Below are 23365 nucleotides of genomic sequence, written 5' to 3' on the forward strand. Positions count from 1 at the left end.
GCCGACGTCGGGTCAGCTCTTGACCGAGGGCTGGACGAAGGGGGGCCGGGTGACGCGCATCTGGGCGCGGCGGCCCCGGATGTCGACCTCCACGACGTCACCGTCGGCGAGCTTGGCGTCGGTGTCGAGCAGGGCCAGGGCGATGCCCTGCTTCTTCGTCGGGCTGAAGGTGCCGCTGGTGATCGTGCCGACCTGCGCGTCGCCCGCGTACACGGCCATGCCGGCGCGCGGGATGGCCCGGTCGACCGCCGCCAGGCCGCGCAGCGTACGCCGAGCGCCGGCGGCCTTCTCCGCGAGCAGCACGTCGCGACCCCAGAAGGCCGGCTTGTCCCAGCCGACCGCCCAGCCGGAGCGGGCCTGCACCGGGGTGATCTCCAGCGACAGGTCCTGCCCGTGCAGCGGGTAGCCCATCTCGGTGCGCAGGGTGTCCCGGGCGCCCAGCCCGCACGCCCGCAGCTCGACACCGGCGGCGAAGAGCGCGTCCCAGACCGCGACGGCGTGCGCGGCGGGCACGACCAGCTCGTAGCCCAGCTCGCCGGTGTAGCCGGTGCGGCAGACGGTCAGCTCGGCGCCGGCCAGGGTGGCCGGGGAGAAGCTCATGTAGCCGTGCTCCGTCGGCAGGCCCAGCGCGCCGAGCAGTTCCGCCGAGCGGGGGCCCTGCACGGCCAGCACCGCGTACGCCTCGTGCTCGTCGGTGACGGTGACCCCGGCCGGCGCGGCGGCGCGCAGCCGGCGTACCACCTCGGTGGTGTTCGCCGCGTTCGGGATGAGGAAGACGTGGTCGTCGGCGTGCAGGTAGGCGATGATGTCGTCCACCACGCCGCCGGTCGCGTCGTCGCAGCAGAGCGTGTACTGCGCCCGGCCGGGCCCGATCCGGCCCAGGTCGTTGCTGAGGCAGGAGTTGACGAACCCGGCCGCGCCGGGGCCGGTGATCCGGGCCTTGCCCAGGTGCGACACGTCGAAGACGCCCACGGCGGTACGCACCGCCGTGTGCTCCTTCAACACGCCGCCGCCGGCGTACTCCAGCGGCATCTCCCAGCCTCCGAAGGGGGCGAACTTGGCGCCGAGAGCGGTGTGCCGCTCGTGCAGCGGGGAACGGCGCAGCCGGGTCGCGGCGGCGTCGGGGGTCACGTCCGTCATGGGTGGGAACTTACCGGGAGCTGCGCCGCTGGTTAGCATCGGCGGGACCCGTCGGGACAGCGTTCCGCGGGACAGCCATGCTTCCGGCGGGTAGGTTGCCGCCGGAAGACCTTCATCGCCGGTACGCGACGACGCGACCGGCCCGGCCCGCCCGGAGTAGCTTCAGTGACATCGCCCAGCACCACCCTGAGCCTGGTCGACACCGACCCCGCCGAGCTTGCCGTCGACGCGATCGTGATCGGCGTGCACAGCCAGACCGGAGAGCAGGTCGCCACGAGCGGCCTCGCCGGCACCCTGCTGCTGGCCAGCGGCGCGGAGAGCATCGCCGCCGCCTTCGACGGCAAGCTGACCGAGACGCTGGCGCTGCTCGGCGCGACCGGCGCTCCCGGCGAGGTGATCAAGCTGGCCACGCTGGGCACCGTCACCGCCCCGGTCGTCGCCGCGGTCGGGCTCGGTCCCGAGCCGACCGGCGCCGCTCCGGCCCCGGAGACGCTGCGCCGGGCCGCCGGCGCGGTCGTCCGGGCGCTCGCCGGCGCCGGGCGCGTGGCGCTGACCCTGCCGCTGCCCGACGACGCCGACGCCCCGGCCGCGCTGCGCGCCGTCGCCGAGGGCGCGCTGCTGGGCGGCTACCGGTTCGCCGGGTACAAGACCAAGCCGCAGCCGACCCGCCGCGAGCCGGTCGCCGAGGTGCTGATCGCCGTGCCGGACGCCGCCGACGCCGCCGCCCGGGGCGAGATCGAGCGGGCGACCGCGGTGGCCGGCGCGGTGCGGGCCAGCCGCGACTGGGTGAACACCGCCCCGAACGAGCTGCGTCCGCCGTCCTTCGCCGAGGCGGTCGCCGAGGCCGCCCGTGCGGCCGGGCTCGGGGTCGAGGTGCTCGACGAGGCGGCGCTGCGCGCCGGCGGGTACGGCGGCATCATCGCCGTCGGCCAGGGCTCGGAGGCCCCGCCGCGCCTGGTCAAGCTCACCTACACGCCGGCCGGCGGCGGCAACGGCAAGCGGGTGGCGCTGGTCGGCAAGGGCATCACCTTCGACACCGGCGGCATCTCGATCAAGCCGGCGCAGGGCATGTGGGAGATGAAGTCCGACATGGCCGGGGCCGCTGCGGTGGCAGCCGCGATGCTGGCGATCGCCGCGGTGCGGCCGTCGGTGGCGGTGACCGCGTACCTGCCGATGGCGGAGAACATGCCGTCGGGCACCAGCTACCGGCCGGGCGACGTGATCACCATGTACAACGGCAAGAAGGTCGAGGTGCTCAACACCGACGCCGAGGGCCGGATGATCCTCGCCGACGCGATGGCCCGGGCCTGCGAGGACGGCACCGACTACCTCTTCGAGACCTCCACCCTGACCGGCGGCCAGGTCGTCGCGCTCGGCAAGAGGATCGCCGGCGTGATGGGCACCCCGGAGCTGTGCGAGCGCGTCCGGGTCGTCGGTGACTCCGTCGGCGAGCCGGCGTGGCCGATGCCGCTGCCGGACGACGTACGCAAGGGCATGGACTCCGACGTCGCGGACATCTCCCAGGTCAACGCGGGCATGGACCGGGCCGGTCACATGCTCCAGGGCGGGGTCTTCCTGCGCGAGTTCGTCACCGATGAGGTGGCGTGGGCGCACATCGACATCGCCGGCCCGGGTTACCACTCGGGTGAGGCGACCGGCTACTGGACCAAGGGCGGCACCGGCGTCCCGGTCCGTACCCTGGTGCAGCTCGTCGAGGACGTCGCCGCCAACGGCTGACGGATTCCCGACACACGGCGGGGCGCTTCCCCACGGGGAGGCGCCCCGCCGCCATTCCCCACTCCCACCCCGGCCCGTACTCCCCCGCCGCACTCCCCCGCCGCCCCGCGCGGCGGCGGCAGCCCGAGGTCCGCGCAATTTCCCGGAATGAGTGGCTGTTCCGCGCGGAATGGCCACTCTTTCCGGGAAGATGCAGCCGATCGACGCCGAGGGGCGGGTGCGGTACGGCGGCGTGCGCGGGCGGATGGGTGGGTCAGAAAAGGTCCGGGCGGCGTTTGCGGCGCTCGTTGTAGTCGCGCATCCGCTGCGGGTAGCCCATCAGCCGGACGTCGTAGATCGGGATGGCGAGCCGGTGGGCGAAACGTCGGGCGCCCTCGGGGCCCTCGACGCGTCGGCGGGTCCACTCCCCGTCGTCGGCGATCAGGATGACGGTGGTCTCGGTGACCGTGGTCCGCGGCTCGATGTACGCCTCGACCCCGCGCCGGGTGCGGACGAAGTTCTCGAGATGGTCGAGGTCGGCGCGGTCGGCGGGGCGGTCACGGCTGACGCCCGCCGCCTTCTTGCGTCGTCGGAAAAGCCCCACCCGACCTGTCCCCTCCCCCGTACGTCATCGAAGTCGGTGCCAAGCGTACGTGTCGGCGACGTGTCGTTGGGCACCTCAGTACGCGCGCTGTGCACGGTGGTGACAAGATGACCGAGGTGGGGTGTGCCTGTTACCCCTCCGTGACCCCCGATGCAGCGAAGCGACCTGGGAGTTGAACGTGAGCGAGCCGAACGACGCAACCTTCGACATCGTCATTCTCGGAGGTGGCAGCGGCGGCTACGCGGCGGCGCTGCGTGCCGCCCAGTTGAACCTCTCCGTCGCCCTGATCGAGAAGGGCAAGCTCGGGGGCACCTGCCTGCACAACGGCTGCATCCCGACCAAGGCCCTGCTGCACGCCGCCGAGATCGCCGACTCCGCCCGCGAGTCGGCGCAGTTCGGCGTCAAGGCCGAACTGGTCGGCATCGACATGGCCGGGGTCAACTCGTACAAGGACGGCGTGGTCTCCCGGCTGTACAAGGGCCTGCAGGGCCTGGTGGGCAGCGCCAAGAACATCACCTTCGTGGCGGGCGCCGGCAAGCTGGTCGGCAAGAACGTCGTCGAGGTGGACGGCAAGCGCTACACCGGCCGTAACGTCGTCCTGGCCTCCGGCTCGTACGCGAAGACCCTGCCCGGCCTGGAGGTCGACGGCGAGCGGATCATCACCAGCGACCACGCGCTGACCCTGGACCGCGTCCCCTCGTCGGTGATCGTGCTCGGCGGCGGCGTGATCGGTGTCGAGTTCGCCAGCGTGTGGAAGTCCTTCGGCGTGGACGTCACCATCGTCGAGGCGCTGCCCCGGCTGGTCGCCGCCGAGGACGAGGAGTCGTCGAAGGCGCTGGAGCGGGCCTTCCGCAAGCGGAAGATCAACTTCAAGGTCGGCAAGCCGTTCGAGAAGGTCGAGAAGACCGAGAACGGCGTCAAGCTGACCATCTCCGGCGGCGAGACCGTCGAGGCCGAGCTGCTGCTGGTCGCCGTGGGCCGCGGCCCGAACACCGCCAACCTCGGGTACGAGGAGCAGGGCGTCAAGATGGACCGCGGCTACGTGCTGACCGACGAACGGCTGCGCACCAGCGTGCCGAACGTCTACGCGGTCGGCGACATCGTGCCCGGCCTCCAGCTCGCCCACCGCGGCTTCCAGCAGGGCATCTTCGTCGCCGAGGAGATCGCCGGCCAGAACCCGGCCGTGATCGACGAGGCCGGCATCCCGCGGGTCACCTACTCCGACCCGGAGCTGGCGTCGGTGGGGCTGACCGAGGCGAAGGCCAAGGAGCAGTACGGGGCCGACAAGGTCAAGAGCTACAACTACAACCTGGGCGGCAACGGCAAGAGCCAGATCCTCAAGACCACCGGCTTCGTGAAGCTGGTCCGGGTGGAGGACGGGCCGGTCGTCGGCGTGCACATGGTCGGCGCCCGGGTCGGCGAGCTGATCGGCGAGGCCCAGCTCATCTACAACTGGGAGGCCTACCCGGCCGAGGTGGCGCAGCTCGTGCACGCCCACCCGACGCAGAACGAGGCCCTGGGCGAGGCGCACCTGGCCCTGGCCGGCAAGCCGCTGCACGCGCACGCCTGATCGAGAAGTGATTCCGCGGCGTCCGGCGGCAGACGGGCGTGATCGCACCAGGGGAATGAAGGAGTCTTAGAAGATGCCGGTATCGGTCACCATGCCTCGGCTCGGCGAGAGCGTCACCGAGGGCACCGTCACCCGCTGGCTCAAGCAGGAGGGCGACACCGTCGAGGTCGACGAGCCGCTGCTCGAGGTGTCGACCGACAAGGTCGACACCGAGATCCCGTCCCCCGCGGCGGGTGTGCTGAGCCGGATCGTGGTCGGCGAGGACGAGACCGCCGAGGTGGGCAGCGAGCTGGCTGTCATCGCCGGTGAGGGCGAGCAGGCCGGCGGCGGCGAGGCCGCCCCGGCCCGGGAGGCCGAGCCGGCCGCCGAGCCGACGGCCGCCGCCGAGGGCACCGGCCCGGAGCCGGAGCAGCCGGCCCAGCCCGAGCCGCAGGCGCAGGCCGCCCCGGCGCCGTCGGGCGAGGGCACCCCGGTGAAGATGCCGGCCCTGGGCGAGAGCGTCACCGAGGGTACGGTCACCCGCTGGCTCAAGCAGGTCGGTGAGACCGTCGAGGTGGACGAGCCGCTGCTGGAGGTCTCCACCGACAAGGTCGACACGGAGATCCCGTCCCCGGTCGCCGGCACCGTGCTGGAGATCAAGGTGGCCGAGGACGAGACCGCCGAGGTCGGCGCCGACCTGGCGATCATCGGTGCGGCCGGCGCCGCCCCGGCCGAGGCGAAGCCCGCGCCCAAGGCCGAGGCGAAGCCGGAGCCCAAGCCGGAGCCGAAGGCCGAGGCGAAGCCCGCGCCGAAGGTCGAGGAGCCGACCCCGGGCATGTCGTACAACGAGCCTGCTGCCGAGGCCGAGGTCGCGCAGCAGCCGGTCAAGGCCGAGCAGGCGGCGCAGCCGTCCGCCCCGACGGCGACTCCGCAGCGTCCGACCGCTCCCGCCCAGGGTGGCGGCGAGGAGGCTGCCGGCTACGTGACCCCGCTGGTACGCAAGCTCGCCGCCGAGCACGGCGTCGACCTGTCCTCGGTCAACGGCACCGGCGTGGGTGGCCGGATCCGCAAGCAGGACGTGCTGGAGGCGGCCGAGAAGGCCAAGGCCGCCCCCGCCCCGGCGCAGCAGCCGGCTGCGGCCCCGGCCAAGCCGGCCGCGAAGCCGCAGCCGAGCGCGAAGCGCGGCACCACCGAGAAGCTGCCGCGGATCCGGGCGGCCATCGCCAAGCGGATGCAGCAGTCGCTGCACGAGATGGCGCAGCTGACCACGGTGGTCGAGGTGGACGTCACCCGGATCGCCAAGCTGCGGGCCCAGGCGAAGGACTCCTTCCAGCAGCGGCACGGGGTCAAGCTGTCGTTCCTGCCGTTCTTCGCCCTCGCGGCGATCGAGGCCCTGCAGGCACACCCGATCGTCAACGCCAGCATGGACCTCGACGCCGGGACGATCACCTACCCGGACGCCGAGCACCTCGGTATCGCCGTGGACACCGAGCGCGGGCTGCTGGTGCCGGTCATCCACAACGCGGGTGACCTCAACCTGGGCGGCATCGCCAAGCGGGTCGCCGACCTGGCCGAGCGGACCCGGACCAACAAGATCAGCCCGGACGAGATCGCCGGGGCGACCTTCACGCTGACCAACACCGGCAGCCGGGGTGCCCTGTTCGACACCCCGATCGTGCCGTCGCCGCAGTCGGCGATGCTCGGCACGGGTGCCGTGGTCAAGCGTCCGGTCGTGGTCAACGACCCGGAGCTGGGCGAGGTCGTCGCGGTCCGGTCGATGATCTACCTGGCCATGTCCTACGACCACCGGCTGATCGACGGCGCCGACGCGGCCCGCTTCCTGGTCACGGTCAAGGAACGGCTGGAGGCCGGTAACTTCGAGGCCGAGCTGGGTCTGTGACCCGGTAGGGAACTCCCCGGAAGGGGCGCGTGGCACCCGCCACGCGCCCCTTCCGCGTTCCGCCGCCCCTTCCGCGTTCCGCCGCCCCCTCGGCGTGTGCCTGCCCGGGCGGGGCGGGCGGGGACCCGATTCCGGCCCAGGGCCGGGGTGGGCGCTGAGAGACTCGACCGGTGGGCGGCGGTCGGGGGCGGGGACGGCTGGGACCGGCGGTGGCGGTCGCGCCCGGAGCCCGGGTGGACCGGTTCGAGATCTTCTTCGACCTGGTCTTCGTCTTCTCGTTCTTCATCATCACCCGGGCCACGGCCGTGGAGGTCACCGGTCCGGCGCTGTTGCACGGCATGCTGGTGCTGGCGGTGCTCTGGTGGACCTGGGTGGTGCACAGTGTGGTCGCCACCCGGGTCCGGCTCGGTGAGGGTTTCGTCCCGGTGCTGATGGCGGTCGGCATGGCCGCGTTGTTCTGCTTCGCGCTGGCCCTGCCACAGGCGTTCGGCGACCCGCGCCGGAGCACCACGGGGCCGGTGGTGGTGGCGGTCAGCTACCTGGTGATCCGCGCCGTGCACATGGTGCTGTACATCCACGTCGTCCAGGACACCCCACACCAGCGTCGCCAGGTGTTCCGGTTCCTCCCGGAGATCGCGTTGAGCACGCTGCTGCTGCTCGGCGCGGCGCTGGTCCCCCTGTACATCGACGACCTGGGCCGGGCGGAGCTGGTCCGGGACGGCCTGTGGCTGACCGTCGTGGTGCTCCAGTACGGCACGGGGATCATCGGCGGCACCTGGGGTTGGGGGGTCGCCTCGGCCGAACACTGGACGGAGCGCTACGACCTGATCCTGATCATCGCCCTGGGTGAGTCGGTGATCTCCGTCGGGCTGGGCAGCAACCTGCTCGGTCAGCCACCGAGCTGGCCGGCGGTCGTCGCGTCCGTACTGGGCATCTTCTTCACCGCCGCCCTGTGGTGGGCCCACTACGACGTGATCGGGCCGGCCGCCCGGATCGCCCTGCACGCCACCCTGGGCCGGGCCCGGGTGGCGATGGCCCGGGACGCGTACGCGTACTGCTACCTGCCGATGATCGCCGGGATCATCCTGTTCGCGCTCGGGGCCGAGGGGATCGTCCACGACGTCGCCGACCCCGCCGTGTCGGTCACCGAACCGGCGCGCGGCATCCATGCGCCTCTGCTCTTCATCGGGGTGATCTGCTACCTCGTCGGCAACATGCTCTTCCAGTTGCGTACCCTGCACACCCTGTCGTGGAGCCGGGTCGGCGCCGTGTTCCTGCTGGCCGCCGCCATCCCGTTCAGCGCCCAGCTGCCGGGGCTGGTGACCGTGTCGGTGCTCACCGCGATCTGCGTGGGCCTGGTGGCGGTCGAGGTGATCACCATGCACGAGTCCCGGCAGGCGCTGCGCGACGTGGTCTTCCAGGAACGCGCCACCCACGAGGCGCAGGAGGCGGCGTTCCGGGCCCGCTGGCACGAGGACGGGCCGGATGACGAAGAGGAACGGCGGTAGCCTCCGGCCCGGTCACAGGAGTGGACGGAGGTCCGTTCGCGTCGCCGGATTCGCCCTTCGGCAGAACCGACGGGTCCGGGCTGGCCACTTCCGACTCACCGGCGGCACGCTGGGCCGGTGACGACCTTCTCGCTCCAGGCCACTCCCACCGACACGGCGAGCTGGCTGGGTCTGGCCCGCCGGGCCGAGTCCGCCGGCTTCGACGCGCTGCTCGCCGCCGACCATCCCGGCGACGTCACCGCCCCCTTCGTCGCGCTGGCCGCCGCGGCGGCGGTCACCTCGACGATCGGGCTCGGCTCGTACGTGTCGAATGCCGGCGTCCGGGAGCCGATGCTGCTCGCGAGCGATGTTGCCACCCTCGACCTGGTCTCGGGCGGACGGGCCCGGCTCGGCATCGGCGCCGGCCACACCCCCGCCGAGTGGCGGGCCGTAGGCCGCGAGCGGCCCGACGTCGCCGGTCGGGTACGCCGCTGCCTGGCCGTCGCCGAGGCCGTCCGCGCCCTGCTCGACGGGGATGAGGTGACCGTCGACTCGCCCGAGCTGGCGATTCGCGACGCGCGGCTGACGTCGCCCCGGCCGGTGCAGCAGCGCGTCCCGTTGACCATCGGCACCGCCAACTCCACGCTGCTGCGCTGGGCGGGCGCGCACGCCGACGTGGTCGGGTTGACGGGCTTCGGTCGTACCCTCGCCGACGGCCACACCCACGAGGCCCGGTGGCGGACCGACCAGATCGAGGCGCAGCTCGCCTGCGTCGCCGCCGGCGCAGCGGGTCGGGACGACCCGCCGGCGCTGGAGGCGCTGGTGCAGCGCGTCGTGGTCACCGCCGACGCCGAGGCCGCCGCGGCCGAGCACGCCCGGATCACCGGTCTGAGCGTCGCCGAACTGCTGGCCACACCGTTCGTGCTGATCGGCACCGCCGACGAGATCGTCGCGGCGGTCGCCGCGCACGAGCGCCGCTGGGGCGTCACCCGCTTCGTGGTACGCGCCGACGCGCTGGAGCCGCTCGCCCCGGTGCTCGCGCGACTGACCTGAACCCGGTGGCTGGCCGCAGCGTGCCGGGCGGGCTCGCGCGGTGTGTCGCGCGGGCACAGCCGACGCGCTGTGTCGCGCGGGCAGGGCCAGCACCGTGTGCCGCGATGGGCACGGCCCCCTGCGTGCCGCCTCGGCATCGTCAGTCGGCCAGGGCGACAGGGATGACAGCTTGGGGACGCTACCGACTTGATAGCACAGATGGATCGCGGTCCCCGGCGGCGTGCGATCCCGGACGACCCTGTGGCGGCTGGTTGCCCACCGGCAGGGATCTCACCGGTAGAGGCGAGTTGCCCACCGGCAGGGATCTCACCGGTAGGGCCGAGCGATCCATCCACGCCATCAGGTCTGTAGCGCCCGGAGGGGTACACCGTTCCCCGCACACCCGGTGGCCCGCACGCCGGTCGCCGGCGCCGGTCGCCGGCAGCCGGTCACCCGCACCCACTCGCCGCACGCCGGCCCCGGTCGCGGCACGCCGGCCCGACCGTCCACGCCGCGTCTCGGCTTCGGAGCGGCGATCTGGGGCGGTAGCCGGGCACCGCCGGACCGGCTACTGGCCGAAGGCGCGGCGCAGGTTCCCGTTGATCAGTTCGTTGATCCGCTTGCGCAGGTGCCCGCGCAGCGACGCATCCGGCAGCGGCTCGGCGACCAGCAGCTTCCAGTGCAGCATGGTGCCGGCCCCGCCTTCGGACGCCAACTCGAAACGCACCCGGGCGTCCGGGCGTCTCGGCCACAGCGACGACCAGACGACCAGATCCGGGTACGCGGTCTCCAGGACGCGCGGCCGTTGTTCGTCGTCGAGCAGCCGCAGCCCACGGACGCGCCGGGTCGCGGTCAGGCCGGGTGAGCGCCTCGAAGACGATGGCGGGCGGGGGCGGCTGGATGCGCGCGCGACTACCAGCCTCGATCATTACGACTCGCGATCGTCACGACCGCCCCTGCGGCAGTTCCTCGGCGACGAAGACACCGACGCCGTGCACCCCCTCGACCCATCCCTGCATTTGCAGGACGAGGATCGCCTGCCGCACCACGGTCTGCGACACGCCGTGTTCCTCCTTGAGCTGCGCGGTCGACGGCAGCTTCTCCCCCGGCGCCAGCTCACCCGACTCGATCCGCTCACGGAGGTAGTCGGCCAGCTGCGCCCACTTTGCTTTGGCGGGCATTCACACTCCCAGGTCTGCACCGCCATTTGACCATGAACCACCAGGCACAACAAGTAAGACGAAGTTCCTCCTTGCTTTGCACAACAAGGTGTGTGAAGCTCTGTTTGACCGGCTCCCAGGTCTGCAACCGCGGGCTGGTCGTCCTGTGGAAGCACCCGGCCGACCACTCCCCCGGGCAGTCGGCCGGGTGTCCCCTGCCCGCGATCAGGAGTCGCCGGGCTCCGTGAACAGGCCCGGGGCGGGTGCCGGGCTCCGGCCGACCATGCGCGCGCACGGCCGTCCCCGCCCGCCCCGGCGCCACACCCCCGACCGAGGAGGCGACAACGTGCGGTCAGTGACCGACGAACCGGTGGACGCGATGGAGAAGGTGCTCGGTGAACTGCCCGTGCCGTGGGTCGTCACGGTGGAGGACATCAAGCTGGCGCTGCGGGCGCTGCTGGTGCACCGACCCGAGCAATGGCCGACCGGCTCGCTGTGCCGCAGCGACCGGACCCCGTACCCCTGCCTGCTGCACCGCTGGGCACGGCGGGTGCTGCGCTCGCGCGGCCTGACCGACGACGTGATCGACACGCTGGCGGAACGCGGCGGGACGCTCGTCGGCGTACCCGGGGGGCGGTCGTGATGCGGTGGCCGCGACGCAACGCGAAGCCGGTGTCGCTCGCGCCCCGACACCGGCGGACCTGGCGGTACGGGCGGCGCTGGTGCTCGTGCGGGCTGCGCTGGACCACCTGCCCCGACCGGCACGCGCCCGTGCCCACCGAGCCGCCCACTTCCCCACCGACGAACAGCCGCTGGTGGGACGAGGTGACGCGGGCGAACCCGCAGGTGGGGCGGGCGGGCTGGCTCACCCCGGCGCAGACCTGGCGGGCCAACGGCGGCCGGTGGTGAGCGGCCAGCACCTGCCGCTACGCCCACTCTGGCTCTGCCGCAGGTGCGCTGCCCCATGGCCGTGTGCGCCGGCCCGGCTCGCCCTGCTCCGCGAGTACGCGCACGACCGGGTGGCGCTGCTGATCTACCTGGGCGGGCTGCTGCACGACGCGGCCGGCGAGCTGCACCGGCTGAATCCGCACGACGGGCCGACGCCGGAGCAGCTCTTCGCCCGCTTCCTCGGCTGGGCGATCACCCGCCGATCGAGCGCCCGCCTTCGAGCCTCGGGCTGAGGTGACGGCAGCCTCCGCCACCGCACCCGTGCTGAACGAGTCACGGCTCCGCAGTGACCTCGACGCGACGATGGAGAAGGTCGAGGCGGCACAAGTGATCCGCTCCTCGGCGACCAGGCTCGGGCCATACTTGGCCGGAGCGGTCGGTACCCACTTGGCGACCTCGGGTGAGGACCGCCCGGACAGCCCAGTATGCCGAGTGGCGATTTCGCTCAACGCATCCAAGCCCCGCTCCGTACCCGAAGATATGAACATGCGGATCCTCATGGCCGGCGCGTCCGGCTTCCTCGGCACCCGGCTGGTCGACCGCCTCACCGCCGACGGGCACCAGGTCGTCCGCCTGGTGCGGCGGGCCCCGCGTACCCCCGACGAACGACAGTGGAACCCGTCCGCCGCGCAACTCGACCCGGCCGTGGTGGCCGAGGCGGACGCGGTGGTCAACCTGGCCGGCACCGGGGTCGGCGACAAGCGCTGGAACGACGAGTACCGGGCGCTGATCCGGTCGAGCCGGGTGGACACCACCACCACCCTGGCCATCACCGTCGCCGGGCTGCCCGCCGCCGACCGACCGACCGTGCTGCTCAACTCCAGCGCGGTCGGCTGGTACGGCAACACCGGCGACCGGGCGGTCGAGGAGGATGCCCCGGCGGGCGAGGGATTCCTGGCCGACGTCTGCCGGGTCTGGGAGGCGGCGACCCGTCCGGCCGAGGACGCCGGGGTACGGGTGGTGCGGCTGCGCACCGGGCTGCCGCTGCACCGCGACGGTGGGCTGCTCAAGCCGCAGCTGCTGCCGTTTCGGCTGGGCATCGCCGGGAAGCTGGGCAGCGGCCGGCAGTGGCTGCCCTGGATCTCGATGCGCGACTGGCTGGACTCGGTGGTGCTCCTGCTGGACCGCGGCGACATCGCCGGCCCGGTCAACGTGGTGGGCCCGAACCCGGTCACCAACGCCGAGTTCACCCGGGAGCTGGCCCGCCAGCTGCACCGCCCGGCGTTCATGCCGATCCCCGCGCTCGCCCTGAAGGTCGTCCTCGGCGGCTTCGCCCAGGAAGCCCTCACCAGCACCCGGGTCCTCCCCGGCGTCCTGTCCAGGGCTAACTTCCCCTGGACCCACCCACACCTCCGCACCGCCCTCCAAGCCGCCCTGACCCACTGACCCACCCACCCCGCTCCCGGCGCGTCGATCATGAAGTTATTGCCGCGACACCCGAGGTGTCGGGTAACAACTTCATGATCGACGCAGGGCGGAGCGGGGGCGGGGCGCAGGGTGGTCGGTGGGGTCAGCAGCCGATGGTCCAGTGGGCGGGGGCGGTCTGCTTGAGGGTGGTCTTGTAGAAGGTGTTGTAGAGGCCCATCCGTTGGTTGCTGCCCAGGGCGTAGGCGTAGCCGCCGGAGTGGTAGGCGCGGCCGGCGCTCACGTGGGCGTAGTTGCTGGCGGTGACGCAGACCGGGGAGACGGTCGGGGTCGGAGACGCGGTCGGGGTCGCGGTCGGGGTCGGCGATGCGGTTGCGGTCGGGGTCGGGGTCGGGCCGGGTGACGTGCCGCCGTCGAGACCGAAGAAGAGCGCGTCGCGGTACGTCGAGCAGATGGTGTCCAGGAAGTACGAGGTGGCGGTGCCGCACTGGTCGGTGGCCGACCCCGGGTCGACGGGGGTGCCGTGCCCCATGCCGGAGACCCGGTACAGGCGGACCGCGTCGTCGCCGTACACCTCCAGGCTGGTGCCGGCGGGCAGCGAGGCGGTACGGGTCGGGGTCTGCGACACCCCGAGCACGTTGGTCCACTGGTCACGCGACTCGGTGGCGTTGGCGACCGCGACCGTGTAGTCGGCCGTCCCGTGCCAGATCGCCACCCGGGGCCGCCGCCCGGTCCAGCCGGAGTACGCGTTGCGGACCAGACCGCCCCAGGCTGCCGGGGTCTTGTCGACGCCGGGGCTCATGCAGGAGAACGCGCTGATGGTGCTGGTGGCGCAGCGGTACGGCACGCCGGCGACCACCGAGCCGGCGGCGAAGACGTCGGGGTAGGTGGCGAGCATGACCGCGCTCATCGCCCCGCCTGCGGAGAGGCCGCTGACGTAGACCCGGGCCGGGTCCACCCCGTAGTTGGCCTTCGCGTGGTCGACCATCTGCTTGATCGACAGCGCCTCGCCCTGGCCTCGGGCGGTGTCGCCGGTCTCGAACCAGTTGAAGCAGGAGCTGGCGTTGTTCGCCGAGGGCTGCTGGGCCACGATCAGGGCGAACCGCCACAGGTCGGCGTACTTGCGCCAGCCGGAGTTGGTGAAGTAGCCGGAGGCGTTCTGGGTGCAGCCGTGCAGCAGCACCACGGCCGGCGCGCCGGCGGGCAGGCCGTCCGGACGGTACGCGTACATGGCGAGGTTGCCGGGGTTGGAACCGAACCCGGTGACCTGGGTGAGGGTGGCGGCCTGGGCAGGCGCGGCGACGGCGACCACGGCGGCCGCCGCGAGGACGGCCCCGGCGACCGCCCCGGCGAGTCGGGTGAGGATGGATGGGCAGCGGCGCACGGCGACCTCCTGAGAATGGATGTGAACTGGGTCACCTCCGAATTGCCGCGACGTTACGTCGCTGCGACAAGGTCATGACATGGGCGGCGACCCCACATTCATCGACAGCCGAATATGGGCCGACGGGACGTGGTCGGCCGGCTTACGTGTCTGCCCGGTGCGTGCGGGTCCGGTTGGTAACGTCCGCTCCGTGCCGACCTCCCCGACCCTGGCCGCCGACCAGCCCCCCGCCGCCACACCCGCCGACCGCCGGGGTCGCCGCGCCGACCTGACCGTCGTGCTGGTCGCGGTGGCCCTGGCCGGCTGGGTGACCAGCGGCCTGTGGCGCGACCCGAACAGCCGGGTGATCCTCGTCAACGCCAGCGACCAGGCGCTGTTCGAGTGGCTGCTCGCCTTCGGCGGGCACGCGCTCACCCACGGGGAGAACCCGCTCTTCACCCACCTGGTCAACGTCCCCGACGGGGTGAACCTCGCGGTCAACACCTCGATCACCGTGTACGCGGCGGTGTTCGCGCCGCTGACGTACCTGATCGGGCCGCCGGCCACGTTCCTGGTGATCCTCACCCTCAACCTGGTCGCCACCGCGTTGGCCTGGTACTGGCTGCTCTCCCGGCACCTGGTCCGCAGCCGGCTCGCCGCCGGGGTCGGAGCACTCTTCGTCGCCTACTCCCCCGGCATGGTCTCGCACGCCAACGCCCACCTGAACTGGACCGCCGGCTGGCTGGTCCCGCTGCTGCTGTGGGCGGTGTTCGCGCTGCGCCGGCCCGGACGGTGGCTACGCGGCGGGATCGTGCTCGGCGTGCTGGTCGCGGTCGCCTTCTCCATCGCCGCTGAGGGGCTCTTCTTCACCGCGCTGGCGCTCGGCGTCTTCCTGACCGCCTGGGCGTTGCACCCGGCCCGCCGGGCCGAGGCCCGGGCCGCGCTGCCGGACCTGCTGCGCGGGCTGGGCGTGACCGCGCTGGTGGCCGGGGTGCTGCTGGCGTACCCGCTGTGGCTGCACTTCGCCGGCCCGCAGCGCTTCCACGGCACCGGATTCGACCCGGTGATCCACTCCGAGGACGTCGCCGCGTTCGGGGCGTACCCGGACCGGTCGCTGGCCGGAGCGGCGGGCCTGGACACCGCGCTGGCGCCCAACCCGACCGAGGAGAACTCCTTCTTCGGGCTGCCGCTGCTGCTGCTCGCCGTCGTCTGCTTCGTGACGCTGTGGCGGGCCGCCGGTGCGCCTCGTCGCGCCACCCTCGTCGCGCTGGGCGTCACCGCCGTCGTCTTCTCGGTGCTCTCCTGGGGGCCGCAGGCCACCTGGGACGGGCGGCGTACCGGGCTGGTGCTCCCCTTCGCCCTGCTCGACGGGCTCCCGGTGATCAACGCCGCGCTGCCGGCCCGGCTGGCGCTGGTGGTCACCCCGGTGATCGGCCTGCTGCTGGCGTACACGATCGACCAGTTCCGGGCGGAGCCGCCGCGCGGCCGCCTCGGCGCGGCGTGGGCGGCCGGGTTCGCGGTGGCGCTGGTGCCGCTGCTGCCCATGCCGCTGCTGACCACCGTCCGCCCGCCGGTCCCGGAATTCATCACGGCGGGCACCTGGCGGCAGTACGTCTCCCCGGGCGGGGTGCTGACCCCGGTCCCGCTGACCCTCGACGTCACCCCGGACGGGCAGCGCTGGCAGGCGCACGCGCTCGCCCACCGGCAGGGAGAGTTCCGCATCCCGGCCGGGTTCTTCCTCGGCCCCGGTGGGCCGGACGGTCGGGGCCGGATCGGCCCACCGCCGCGCACCTTCGACACGCTGATGGACCAGGCCGGCCGGACCGGCCTCGCGCCGATCGTCACAGAGGGCAGCATCCGCCTCGTCCACGACGACCTGCGGTACTGGGGCGTCGAGGTGGTCGTGCTGCCCGACGAGGTGCACGGCGCCAAGTACGACCTGGACGAGGAGACCCTGCGCCGCACCGTCACCGCCCTGCTCGGCGAGCCGCAGCGGGTCGACGACGTCTGGCTGTGGAAGGTCCCCGCCGCCTGACGCCGACGGGGACCACTTCCGTCGGCCCGTTCGGGTCTAATGGGGTGGTGCCGATGAACCGCACCATCACTGCGCTCGCCGCCCTGGTCGGGGTGGTCACCGTCGCGGCGACGGCCCCGGGCTGGCTCGCCACGCCGGCCGCCGCCGGGTCCGCGGAGACGGTGCCGACCAGGCTGTACGACCCGTGGCTGTGGCAGGCGACCGTGGGGCAACACCCCGCCGGGCCGGCCTCGGTCGTCTTCTTCACCTCGAACACCCGCTACGCCGAGTCAACCGGGGTGCTGGTCGGGCGGGACGGCGGCTACCGGCTGATCCCGATGCGCGTCGGCGAGGGCCACGGCCTGCTGTCGCCGGACGGGCGGCACTACCTGCGGCCGGGCTGGGGCACGCTGATCGACCTGACCACCGGCGACGAGCGGGCGGGGCACCCGGCCGGCCTGCACCCGCTGGCCTGGTCGCCGGACGGCCGGAGGCTGCTCGCCAGCAGAGACAACGACGACTCCGTCATCACGTACGGCCCGGACAACGAGCAGCTCAACGACCCGGCGAAGCCCGACGACCTGCTGGTGGTCGACCCGTACGCCGGCACCAGCCGGCCGGTCGCGGCCGGCGCCTTCGCCAGCCACACGACCGGGGCCTGGTCACCGGACGGCACCCTGCTGGCCGTGGCCGGGCCGGTCGATCCCGCCGGCGACCAGGAGCGGCTGGCCGTGACCGATCCGGTCGCGGGTGGCGTGCGCTGGCAGCGTGACCTGGACGAGTGGCACAGGCTGGCCGGGCGGGGTGCGTGGAGCCCGGACGGGCGGCGGATCGCGCTGTTCGGCTTCACCGGCTGCACCGGCGTCACCTGCACCGACGAGCAGTTGGCCGCCCGCTCCTGGCGGCTGGACTTCCTCGACGCGGCGACCGGCCAGCCGGTGGGGGCCCCCGTCCCGCTCGAGGGCTGGCCGACCGAACTGGTGGGCTGGCGTGGCGGTGACCCGGTGCTGGTCGAGCTGTCCACCGGGGCGACCGTGCCGCAGCGGCGTGCCAGCCTGGTGGCGACCACCCCGGAGGGCCGACGGCAGACGCTGATGACCGGCCCGACCGGCTCCTCTGGCATTGAGGTGCCGGCGCGGCTGCTCGTCTCCGGTGCGTTCACCGGCCCGGCACCGCGACCCTCGCCATGGGCCGCGCCCGGCTGGCTCTATGCCACCTTGCTGCTACCCCCGCTGCTGCTCACCATTCTGCTGCTGCGGCGCCGAGCGCGACGAGGCTCACCCGGGGTGGCGGACACCGGCGGGTCTAGGCTGGTGGGGTGACTGCGACGACTTCCGGGCTGACGGCCGTCAAGGCCGGCCTGCTCGACTACCAGGCCGCCTGGGACGAGCAGCGGCGGCTGCACGAGTCGGTGGTGGCCGGCGAGCAGGGCGACACCGTGCTGCTGCTGGAGCACCCGAGCGTCTACACCGCCGGCAAGCGCACCGAGCCATGGGACCGGCCGATGGACGGCACCCCGGTGGTCGACGTCGACCGCGGCGGCAAGATCACCTGGCACGGGCCGGGACAGCTCGTCGGCTATCCGATCGTCAAGCTCCCCGACCCGGTGGACGTGGTCGCGTACGTGCGCCGCACCGAGCAGATGCTGATCGACGTCTGCGCCGAGTTCGGGCTGAGCGCCGGCCGGGTCGAGGGGCGCAGCGGCGTCTGGGTGCCCGAGGACGACCGGGGCCCGGCCCGCAAGGTGGCCGCCATCGGCATCCGGGTGGCCCGTGGGGTCACCCTGCACGGTTTCTCGATCAACTGTGACTGCGACCTGACGTACTTCGACCGGATCGTGCCGTGCGGCATCCGCGACGCCGGGGTCACCTCGCTCACCGCCGAGCTGGGCCGCCCGGTCACCGTCGCCGACGTGCTCCCGGTGGTCGAGCGCCGCCTGCCCACCATCGTCGCCGGCTGAGCCCCGCACCGAGCCGTACGGCAGGGTGGCGGTCTTCGTCGACGTCGCCGGCAGCCGCTGCGACCTGCTCGGCCCCGCCTGAACGGCGGGTGGACCGCGCCCGGCGGCCGGACCGGCGGGGCGCTGCCCGGCGACCTGCCGCCGAGCCCGCGACATCACACACCGTGACGATCGCGCAGACCCCTGCCCTTCCCCTCGGCCGCTTTGCTCTGCTGCCATCGACGCGACAGGCACCGACGGTGACCGGTGCGTCCGTGGCAGCAGAGCAAAGCGCAGTGAGCAGGTATCCGGGGCAGGACGGCGCGACACATAGACGGCCTGGTCAGGAGCCCGGCGAGCGGGCCGAGGCCCAACAGGGCGGCGAACCACCCGCCGACCCGTCACCGTGAGTGATGTCCGCCGAGGTCCGCGCCGACGTTACGCAGCGCCACCGCGCGGCATCCTGGCGGCACCCCGGCGGCGTCCGACGCGACCTCGGTGGCCACGCCGCCACCGGGGTGACCGCGCGAGGCCACCGGGTCACGGCGTGAGGCGGTGCAGGTCGCGGGGGAAGGCCGTCACCTCCCGCACGTTGGCCGCGCCGACCACCCGGGCGACGAACCGTTCCAGGCCGATCGCGAAGCCGCCGTGCGGGGGCATCCCGTGCCGGAACGCGTCGACGTAGCCGGCGTACGGCTCGACCGGCTCGCCGCGCGCGGCGAGGGCCGCGAGATAGTCGTCGTACCGGTGCAGCCGCTGCCCGCCGGTGACCAGCTCCACACCCCTGAAGAGCAGGTCGAAGCCGTTGGAGTACGCCGGCCGGGCCGGGTCCGGGTGGGTGTAGAAGGGCCGCTTCGCCATCGGGTAGCCGGTGACGAAGAGGAACTCCGAGGCGTGCTCGGCCCGGGCCCACTCCCCCAGCGCCCGCTCGTGGGCGGGGGCGAGGTCCGGTTCGTCGGCCGGCGCACCGGCGATCTTCAGCGCCTCGGTGAAGTGCACGGCGGGGATCTCCGCCGGCACCCCGGGCAGGTCGAGGCCCAGCGCCGAGACGGCGCCCCCGGCCCGGTCGGCGACCGCCTCCAGCATCGCGGCCAGGGTGTCGCGCAGCACGGCCATCACGTCCCGGTGGTCGGCGACGAAGCCCAGCTCGGCGTCGAGGGAGGTGTACTGGGCCAGGTGCCGGACGGTGTCGTGCGGCTCGGCCCGGAACACCGGCCCCACCTCGTAGACGCGCTCGAAGACGCCCACCATGAGCTGCTTGTAGAACTGCGGTGACTGCGCCAGGTACGCGGGCCGGCCGAACCAGTCCAGCGCGAAGACGTTCGCCCCGCTCTCGGTGGACGAACCGACCACCTTCGGGGTGTGGATCTCCACGAAGTCACGGGCGTCGAGCGCGGCCCGGAACCCGGCGACCGCCGCCGCCGAGACGCGCAGCGCCGCCGAGCGGGTCGGGTGGCGCAGCGCGACGGACGCGTGGTCGAGCTGGGTGGGCAGGGTCGCGGTGAGCGCCGGCCGGTACAGGTCGAACGGCGGCGGCACGGCGGGCGGGCCGAGCGGCCGTACCGTCGGGCCGGTCAGCTCGACCCCGGCCGGAGCCGTGGCGTTCGCGACCACCGTGCCGACGACCTCGACGACGGTCTCCTCCGGCAGGGACTCCACAGCCGCGCGCGCGGCGGCGTCGGTGACCACCACCTGGGCCAGGCCGGCGGCGTCCCGCACGATCAGGAAGGCCACCGACTTGAGCAGGCGGCGGCGGTGCACCCAACCGGCGATCCGGACGGTCTCGCCGACCTGGGTGGTGAGCTGGGAGGACAGGATGCGTTGCATGGTGGGCTGCTCCTTGGTCGATCGCAACGCCTGCGCCGCCCTCGGGCGGCGAAGCATCGCCTCAGCCCCGGGAGGTGTGGGCGAGCGGGAACCTCGCGGTGCCACCACACCTTCGCCCCCGCCTGCGCGGGAGCCTCGTTCGTCGCCTTTTCACCGGGGCCAGCCGGGCGGGCTCTACTGGGCGCGCGGGGCACGCCGTTCTTCCCGCGGCTCGGGAGGGTCTTCGCACGCCGGCGCCAGACCGCCTTCCAGCACATCGGCGGCTCTCTGCACTGGCGGACCGGTGCGCTACTCGGCTCCGTCACAGCTTTGCCGGGCAGGTTAGCACCGGATCCCGAGCACTGTGACGGCAATTTTCCCGGCCTCGGTGTGCGGTGTCACAGAATCCGCGGCGTGACGCCGGTCGCCCACCGTTCATCGACCGCCACCGACCGGCGTAGGCTCGTTTTCGTGACGATCGAGCACTCCGCGCCGACGACTCAGCAGCCAGCGCCCTCCGCGACGGTCGCCCCCGAGGGGCGGCGGATGCTGCGGATCGAGGCCCGCAACGCCGAGACGCCGATCGAGCGCAAACCACCGTGGATCAAGGTGAAGGCCAAGATGGGCCCGGAGTACACCGAGCTGCGCGGGCTCGTCTCGCGCGAAGGGTTGCACACGGTCTGCCAGGAGGCCGGCTGCCCCAACATCTACGAGTGCTGGGAGGACCGCGAGGCCACCTTCCTCATCGGCGGTGACCAGTGCACCCGGCGCTGCGACTTCTGCCAGATCGACACCGGCAAGCCGGCCGAGTTCGACGCCGACGAGCCGCGCCGGGTCGCCGAGTCCGTCGCCGCGATGGGGCTGCGCTACGCCACCGTCACCGGTGTCGCCCGCGACGACCTGCCCGACGGCGGCGCGTGGCTGTACGCCGAGACGGTCCGGCAGATCCACGCCCTGCGCTCCGGCTGCGGCGTCGAACTGCTGATCCCCGACTTCAACGCGGTCCCCGAGCAGCTCGCCGAGGTGTTCGGCGCCCGCCCCGAGGTGCTCGCGCACAACGTCGAGACGGTGCCGCGCATCTTCAAGCGGATCCGGCCGGCGTTCCGCTACGACCGCTCGCTGGACGTGATCCGTCAGGCCCGCGCCGCCGGTCTGGTCACCAAGAGCAACCTGATCCTCGGCATGGGCGAGGAACGGGCCGAGGTCTCCCAGGCGCTGCGCGACCTGCACGACGCCGGCTGCGAGCTGATCACCATCACCCAGTACCTGCGCCCCTCCCCCCGGCACCACCCGGTCACCCGCTGGGTCAAGCCGGAGGAGTTCGTCGAGCTGCGCGAGGAGGCCGAGGAGATCGGCTTCGCCGGCGTGATGAGCGGGCCACTGGTGCGCTCGTCGTACCGCGCCGGGCGGCTCTACCAGCAGGCCCTGGCCGCCCGCGAGGGCGTCACCGCCGCCGGCTGAGGTAGGGCGGCGTCTGCGTCGCCGGCCCACCGCCGACGCCGCGGATGCCATGATCACAGGCATGACCACCGGGGTACGCCCGCAGCCGCGCGACGCGGCCCGTCCGCGTACGCCCCGGTGGCCCGTGCCGATCATGCTCGCCCTCGTCGTCGGGCTGGCCGCGGTGGCGTACCGGTGGGCGCTGCTGCTGGCCGACACGCCGCGTACCAACAGCGACGAGGCGACCATGGGGCTCGCCGCGCTGCGCATCGCCCGGGGCGAGGACTTCCCCGTCTTCTTCTACGGCCAGGCGTACATGGGGACGCTGGAGGCGTACCTGGCCGCCCCGCTGGTCGCCGTGGCCGGCCCGTCCTGGCTGGCGCTGCGGCTGCCGCTGCTCGCCCTGTACGCCCTCTTCCTGTACCTGAGCTGGCGGCTGGCCCGTCGCCTCGGCGGGGACCGCTGGTTCGCCCTGCTCGTGGTCACGGTGCTGGCGCTGGGCTCGGACCGGATCGTCAAGAACCAGCTCATCGCCGGCGGCGGCTACCCCGAGCTGAACCCCGTCGGGGTGGGGCTGGCCCTGCTCACGGTCGACCTCGTCGCAGGACGGCCGGACGGCCGGCGGTGGCGGTTCGCCGCGTTCGGGTTCCTCGCCGGACTGACCGTCTGGGTCGACCCACTGCTGCTGCCGTACCTGCTCGCGCTCGGCGCGGTGCTGGTCGGCGCCGCCCGGCGGGAGCTGCGTGGACGGTCCGGCGCGCTGCTGGCCGGCGCGGCGGTGCTCGGCGCCGCGCCGCTGCTCGGGCACAGCCTCGCCCACGGCCGGAACCCCGTCGCGGCGGTCCTCGCCGCGAGTGGTGGGGACGCGGCGGCGGGCTGGGCGGACCGGCTGCACGGCGGGCTGGTGCTCGGGCCGGCGTTGGGCATGGGGTTCTGCGCGCCGAGCCACTGCGCGGGCTGGCAGTTGTGGTGGTCGGCGGCGCTGCCGGTGCTGCTGACGCTGGCCGGGCTGGCGGCCTGGCGGGCGCTGCGTGCGGGGTCCGCCGCCTCGGGCCCGGTTCGTGGTCCACTCCATGTCCCGGATGTCGCGGTGTCGAACCCGCTCGGACACCGCCGTGTCGGCCATCCGGAGTCGATCAACGGGCTGATCGCCGACAATTCGGCCGGCGCGGTCCGGGCGGGGGCGGCGGTGCGGCTCGCGCTGGTGGCGGGCGCGGTCGGGACGCTGGCCGCGTACACGGTCAGCAGCGCCGCCGGCCTGACCCCGGTGGAGAGTTCCCGCTACCTGTCCTGCCTGCTGATCTCGATCCCGGCCCTGCTCTGGCCGCTCTGGCGGGCGGCCCGCCGGCCGTCCGGCGAGGGCGGGCCGTCCGGCGAGGGCGGGCCGTCCGGCGAGGGCGGGCCGTCCGGCGAGGGCGGGCCGTCCGGCGAGGGCGGGCCGTCCGGCGCGTCGGGCCGCGCGGCGCCGGTGCGGGTCGCGGCGGTCGGGGTCCTCGCCGCCGTGCTCGGCACCGCCGCCGTCGCCACCGCCGGCACGCTGGGCACGGTGCCGGAGAACCGGGCGGAGGCGCGGCGGCACCGGGCGATGCTCGACACGCTGCGCGAGCAGGGCGTCCGGCATGTGTACGGCGAGTACTGGACCTGCAACCGGCTCACCTTCGCCGCCCGGGAGGAGATCGTCTGCGCGGTCGTCGACGAGCGGCTGCGCCCCGGCTTCGACCGGCTGCCCGGCTACCGGCGGGCGGTCACGGCGGCGGACGCCGCCGCGTACGTGGCCCCGGTCGGCTCGCCGCTGGCGGCCGCCCTGCACCGAAGTCCCCCGGCCGGCGCGCGGGTGCTGACGGTCGACGGCTGGCGGATCTGGCTGCCGCCGCGCTGAGCGCACCCGGGCGCGGTCGGGCG

Annotated in this window: 20 protein-coding genes and 1 pseudogene; 15 read left to right on the plus strand and 6 right to left on the minus strand. The window is 73.5% G+C overall.

What is annotated here, in order from left to right; all coding sequences use genetic code 11:
* Positions 1-12: 12 nt before the first annotated feature.
* The gene (gcvT, locus tag GA0070560_RS04115; protein WP_091291493.1) at positions 13-1140 is read right to left on the minus strand and encodes a glycine cleavage system aminomethyltransferase GcvT; all 1128 of its coding nucleotides are present in this window, start codon (positions 1138-1140) and stop codon (positions 13-15) included.
* A 165-nt stretch (positions 1141-1305) separates the two neighbouring features.
* On the opposite strand from gcvT, the gene GA0070560_RS04120 reads away from it, so the two are divergent.
* Positions 1306-2877: a leucyl aminopeptidase gene (locus tag GA0070560_RS04120; protein ID WP_091291496.1), complete on the plus strand. Its 1572-nt coding sequence runs from the start codon at positions 1306-1308 to the stop codon at positions 2875-2877.
* 253 nt (positions 2878-3130) lie between these two features.
* Here GA0070560_RS04120 and GA0070560_RS04125 read toward each other — a convergent pair whose 3' ends face one another.
* Positions 3131-3460: a hypothetical protein gene (locus tag GA0070560_RS04125; protein WP_091291499.1), complete on the minus strand. Its 330-nt coding sequence runs from the start codon at positions 3458-3460 to the stop codon at positions 3131-3133.
* A 178-nt stretch (positions 3461-3638) separates the two neighbouring features.
* On the opposite strand from GA0070560_RS04125, the gene lpdA reads away from it, so the two are divergent.
* The 4 genes from lpdA to GA0070560_RS04145 all read left to right on the plus strand — a co-directional run bounded on the left by lpdA (position 3639) and on the right by GA0070560_RS04145 (position 9449).
* The gene (lpdA, locus tag GA0070560_RS04130; RefSeq protein ID WP_091291502.1) at positions 3639-5030 is read left to right on the plus strand and encodes a dihydrolipoyl dehydrogenase; all 1392 of its coding nucleotides are present in this window, start codon (positions 3639-3641) and stop codon (positions 5028-5030) included.
* 73 nt (positions 5031-5103) lie between these two features.
* The gene (sucB, locus tag GA0070560_RS04135; RefSeq protein WP_091291504.1) at positions 5104-6909 is read left to right on the plus strand and encodes a 2-oxoglutarate dehydrogenase, E2 component, dihydrolipoamide succinyltransferase; all 1806 of its coding nucleotides are present in this window, start codon (positions 5104-5106) and stop codon (positions 6907-6909) included.
* Positions 6910-7079: 170 nt separating this feature from the next.
* The gene (locus tag GA0070560_RS04140; RefSeq protein WP_091291506.1) at positions 7080-8417 is read left to right on the plus strand and encodes a low temperature requirement protein A; all 1338 of its coding nucleotides are present in this window, start codon (positions 7080-7082) and stop codon (positions 8415-8417) included.
* Positions 8418-8534: 117 nt separating this feature from the next.
* Complete coding sequence (locus GA0070560_RS04145) at positions 8535-9449, plus strand: LLM class flavin-dependent oxidoreductase (RefSeq protein ID WP_091291508.1); 915 nt, start codon at positions 8535-8537, stop codon at positions 9447-9449.
* Positions 9450-9996: 547 nt separating this feature from the next.
* On the opposite strand, the gene GA0070560_RS29285 is transcribed toward GA0070560_RS04145, so the two are convergent.
* Positions 9997-10155 (minus strand): hypothetical protein, encoded by a 159-nt coding sequence (locus GA0070560_RS29285; protein ID WP_245675343.1) that lies wholly within the window; start codon positions 10153-10155, stop codon positions 9997-9999.
* Between the two features lie 217 nt (positions 10156-10372).
* Complete coding sequence (locus GA0070560_RS04155) at positions 10373-10609, minus strand: GntR family transcriptional regulator (RefSeq protein WP_091291510.1); 237 nt, start codon at positions 10607-10609, stop codon at positions 10373-10375.
* A 334-nt stretch (positions 10610-10943) separates the two neighbouring features.
* Here GA0070560_RS04155 and GA0070560_RS04160 point away from each other — a divergent pair, with 334 nt between their 5' ends.
* From GA0070560_RS04160 to GA0070560_RS04175, 4 genes are all read left to right on the plus strand, one after another.
* Entirely contained in the window at positions 10944-11231 is a 288-nt protein-coding gene (locus GA0070560_RS04160) for a hypothetical protein (RefSeq protein ID WP_245675344.1), read from the plus strand.
* On the plus strand, positions 11231-11497 hold the full coding sequence (locus tag GA0070560_RS04165; protein ID WP_091291512.1) for a hypothetical protein: 267 nt from the start codon (positions 11231-11233) through the stop codon (positions 11495-11497). Before GA0070560_RS04160 ends, GA0070560_RS04165 begins: the two co-directional genes overlap by 1 nt.
* The gene (locus GA0070560_RS04170) at positions 11494-11769 is read left to right on the plus strand and encodes a hypothetical protein (RefSeq protein ID WP_091291514.1); all 276 of its coding nucleotides are present in this window, start codon (positions 11494-11496) and stop codon (positions 11767-11769) included. The genes GA0070560_RS04165 and GA0070560_RS04170 overlap by 4 nt, the downstream gene beginning before the upstream one ends.
* 253 nt (positions 11770-12022) lie before the next feature.
* Positions 12023-12922, plus strand: coding sequence for a TIGR01777 family oxidoreductase (locus GA0070560_RS04175; protein ID WP_091291943.1), 900 nt, complete (start codon positions 12023-12025; stop codon positions 12920-12922).
* 124 nt (positions 12923-13046) lie between these two features.
* On the opposite strand, the gene GA0070560_RS04180 is transcribed toward GA0070560_RS04175, so the two are convergent.
* Entirely contained in the window at positions 13047-14285 is a 1239-nt protein-coding gene (locus GA0070560_RS04180) for an extracellular catalytic domain type 1 short-chain-length polyhydroxyalkanoate depolymerase (RefSeq protein ID WP_091291516.1), read from the minus strand.
* Positions 14286-14475: 190 nt separating this feature from the next.
* On the opposite strand from GA0070560_RS04180, the gene GA0070560_RS04185 reads away from it, so the two are divergent.
* The 4 genes and pseudogenes from GA0070560_RS04185 to GA0070560_RS04200 form a co-directional block, all read left to right on the plus strand.
* Positions 14476-16299, plus strand: a complete 1824-nt coding sequence (locus GA0070560_RS04185) for a DUF6311 domain-containing protein (RefSeq protein ID WP_170839263.1) — start codon at positions 14476-14478, stop codon at positions 16297-16299.
* Positions 16300-16352: 53 nt separating this feature from the next.
* Positions 16353-17600 carry a TolB family protein gene (locus GA0070560_RS04190; protein ID WP_139131433.1) on the plus strand — a complete coding sequence of 416 codons (1248 nt, stop codon included), beginning with the start codon at positions 16353-16355 and terminating at the stop codon, positions 17598-17600.
* A complete protein-coding gene (gene lipB, locus GA0070560_RS04195) occupies positions 17597-18238 on the plus strand; it encodes a lipoyl(octanoyl) transferase LipB (RefSeq protein ID WP_091291520.1) in 642 nt (213 codons plus the stop codon). Before GA0070560_RS04190 ends, lipB begins: the two co-directional genes overlap by 4 nt.
* Positions 18237-18320: pseudogene (locus GA0070560_RS04200) on the plus strand (VOC family protein); the annotation flags it as partial. The gene lipB and the pseudogene GA0070560_RS04200, both read left to right, overlap by 2 nt.
* 437 nt (positions 18321-18757) lie before the next feature.
* On the opposite strand, the gene aspS reads toward GA0070560_RS04200, so the two are convergent.
* Positions 18758-20044: an aspartate--tRNA(Asn) ligase gene (gene aspS, locus GA0070560_RS04205; protein WP_091291522.1), complete on the minus strand. Its 1287-nt coding sequence runs from the start codon at positions 20042-20044 to the stop codon at positions 18758-18760.
* A gap of 393 nt (positions 20045-20437) precedes the next feature.
* Here aspS and lipA point away from each other — a divergent pair, with 393 nt between their 5' ends.
* Entirely contained in the window at positions 20438-21484 is a 1047-nt protein-coding gene (gene lipA / locus GA0070560_RS04210; RefSeq protein ID WP_170839264.1) for a lipoyl synthase, read from the plus strand.
* 61 nt (positions 21485-21545) lie between these two features.
* On the plus strand, positions 21546-23342 hold the full coding sequence (locus tag GA0070560_RS04215; protein WP_091291528.1) for a hypothetical protein: 1797 nt from the start codon (positions 21546-21548) through the stop codon (positions 23340-23342).
* Positions 23343-23365 lie beyond the last annotated feature (23 nt).

Origin of the sequence: Micromonospora halophytica (genome assembly GCF_900090245.1) — a bacterium.
Lineage (GTDB): Bacteria > Actinomycetota > Actinomycetes > Mycobacteriales > Micromonosporaceae > Micromonospora > Micromonospora halophytica.

What these genes read in the sequence shown, in the direction of transcription:
- gcvT (WP_091291493.1), bottom strand. Translation starts at nt 1,140, where the DNA reads ATGACGGACGTGACCCCCGACGCCGCCGCGACCCGGCTGCGCCGTTCC.
- sucB (WP_091291504.1), top strand. Translation starts at nt 5,104, where the DNA reads ATGCCGGTATCGGTCACCATGCCTCGGCTCGGCGAGAGCGTCACCGAG.
- GA0070560_RS04155 (WP_091291510.1), bottom strand. Translation starts at nt 10,609, where the DNA reads ATGCCCGCCAAAGCAAAGTGGGCGCAGCTGGCCGACTACCTCCGTGAG.
- GA0070560_RS04165 (WP_091291512.1), top strand. Translation starts at nt 11,231, where the DNA reads ATGCGGTGGCCGCGACGCAACGCGAAGCCGGTGTCGCTCGCGCCCCGA.
- GA0070560_RS04175 (WP_091291943.1), top strand. Translation starts at nt 12,023, where the DNA reads ATGCGGATCCTCATGGCCGGCGCGTCCGGCTTCCTCGGCACCCGGCTG.
- GA0070560_RS04190 (WP_139131433.1), top strand. Translation starts at nt 16,353, where the DNA reads ATGAACCGCACCATCACTGCGCTCGCCGCCCTGGTCGGGGTGGTCACC.
- aspS (WP_091291522.1), bottom strand. Translation starts at nt 20,044, where the DNA reads ATGCAACGCATCCTGTCCTCCCAGCTCACCACCCAGGTCGGCGAGACC.
- GA0070560_RS04215 (WP_091291528.1), top strand. Translation starts at nt 21,546, where the DNA reads ATGACCACCGGGGTACGCCCGCAGCCGCGCGACGCGGCCCGTCCGCGT.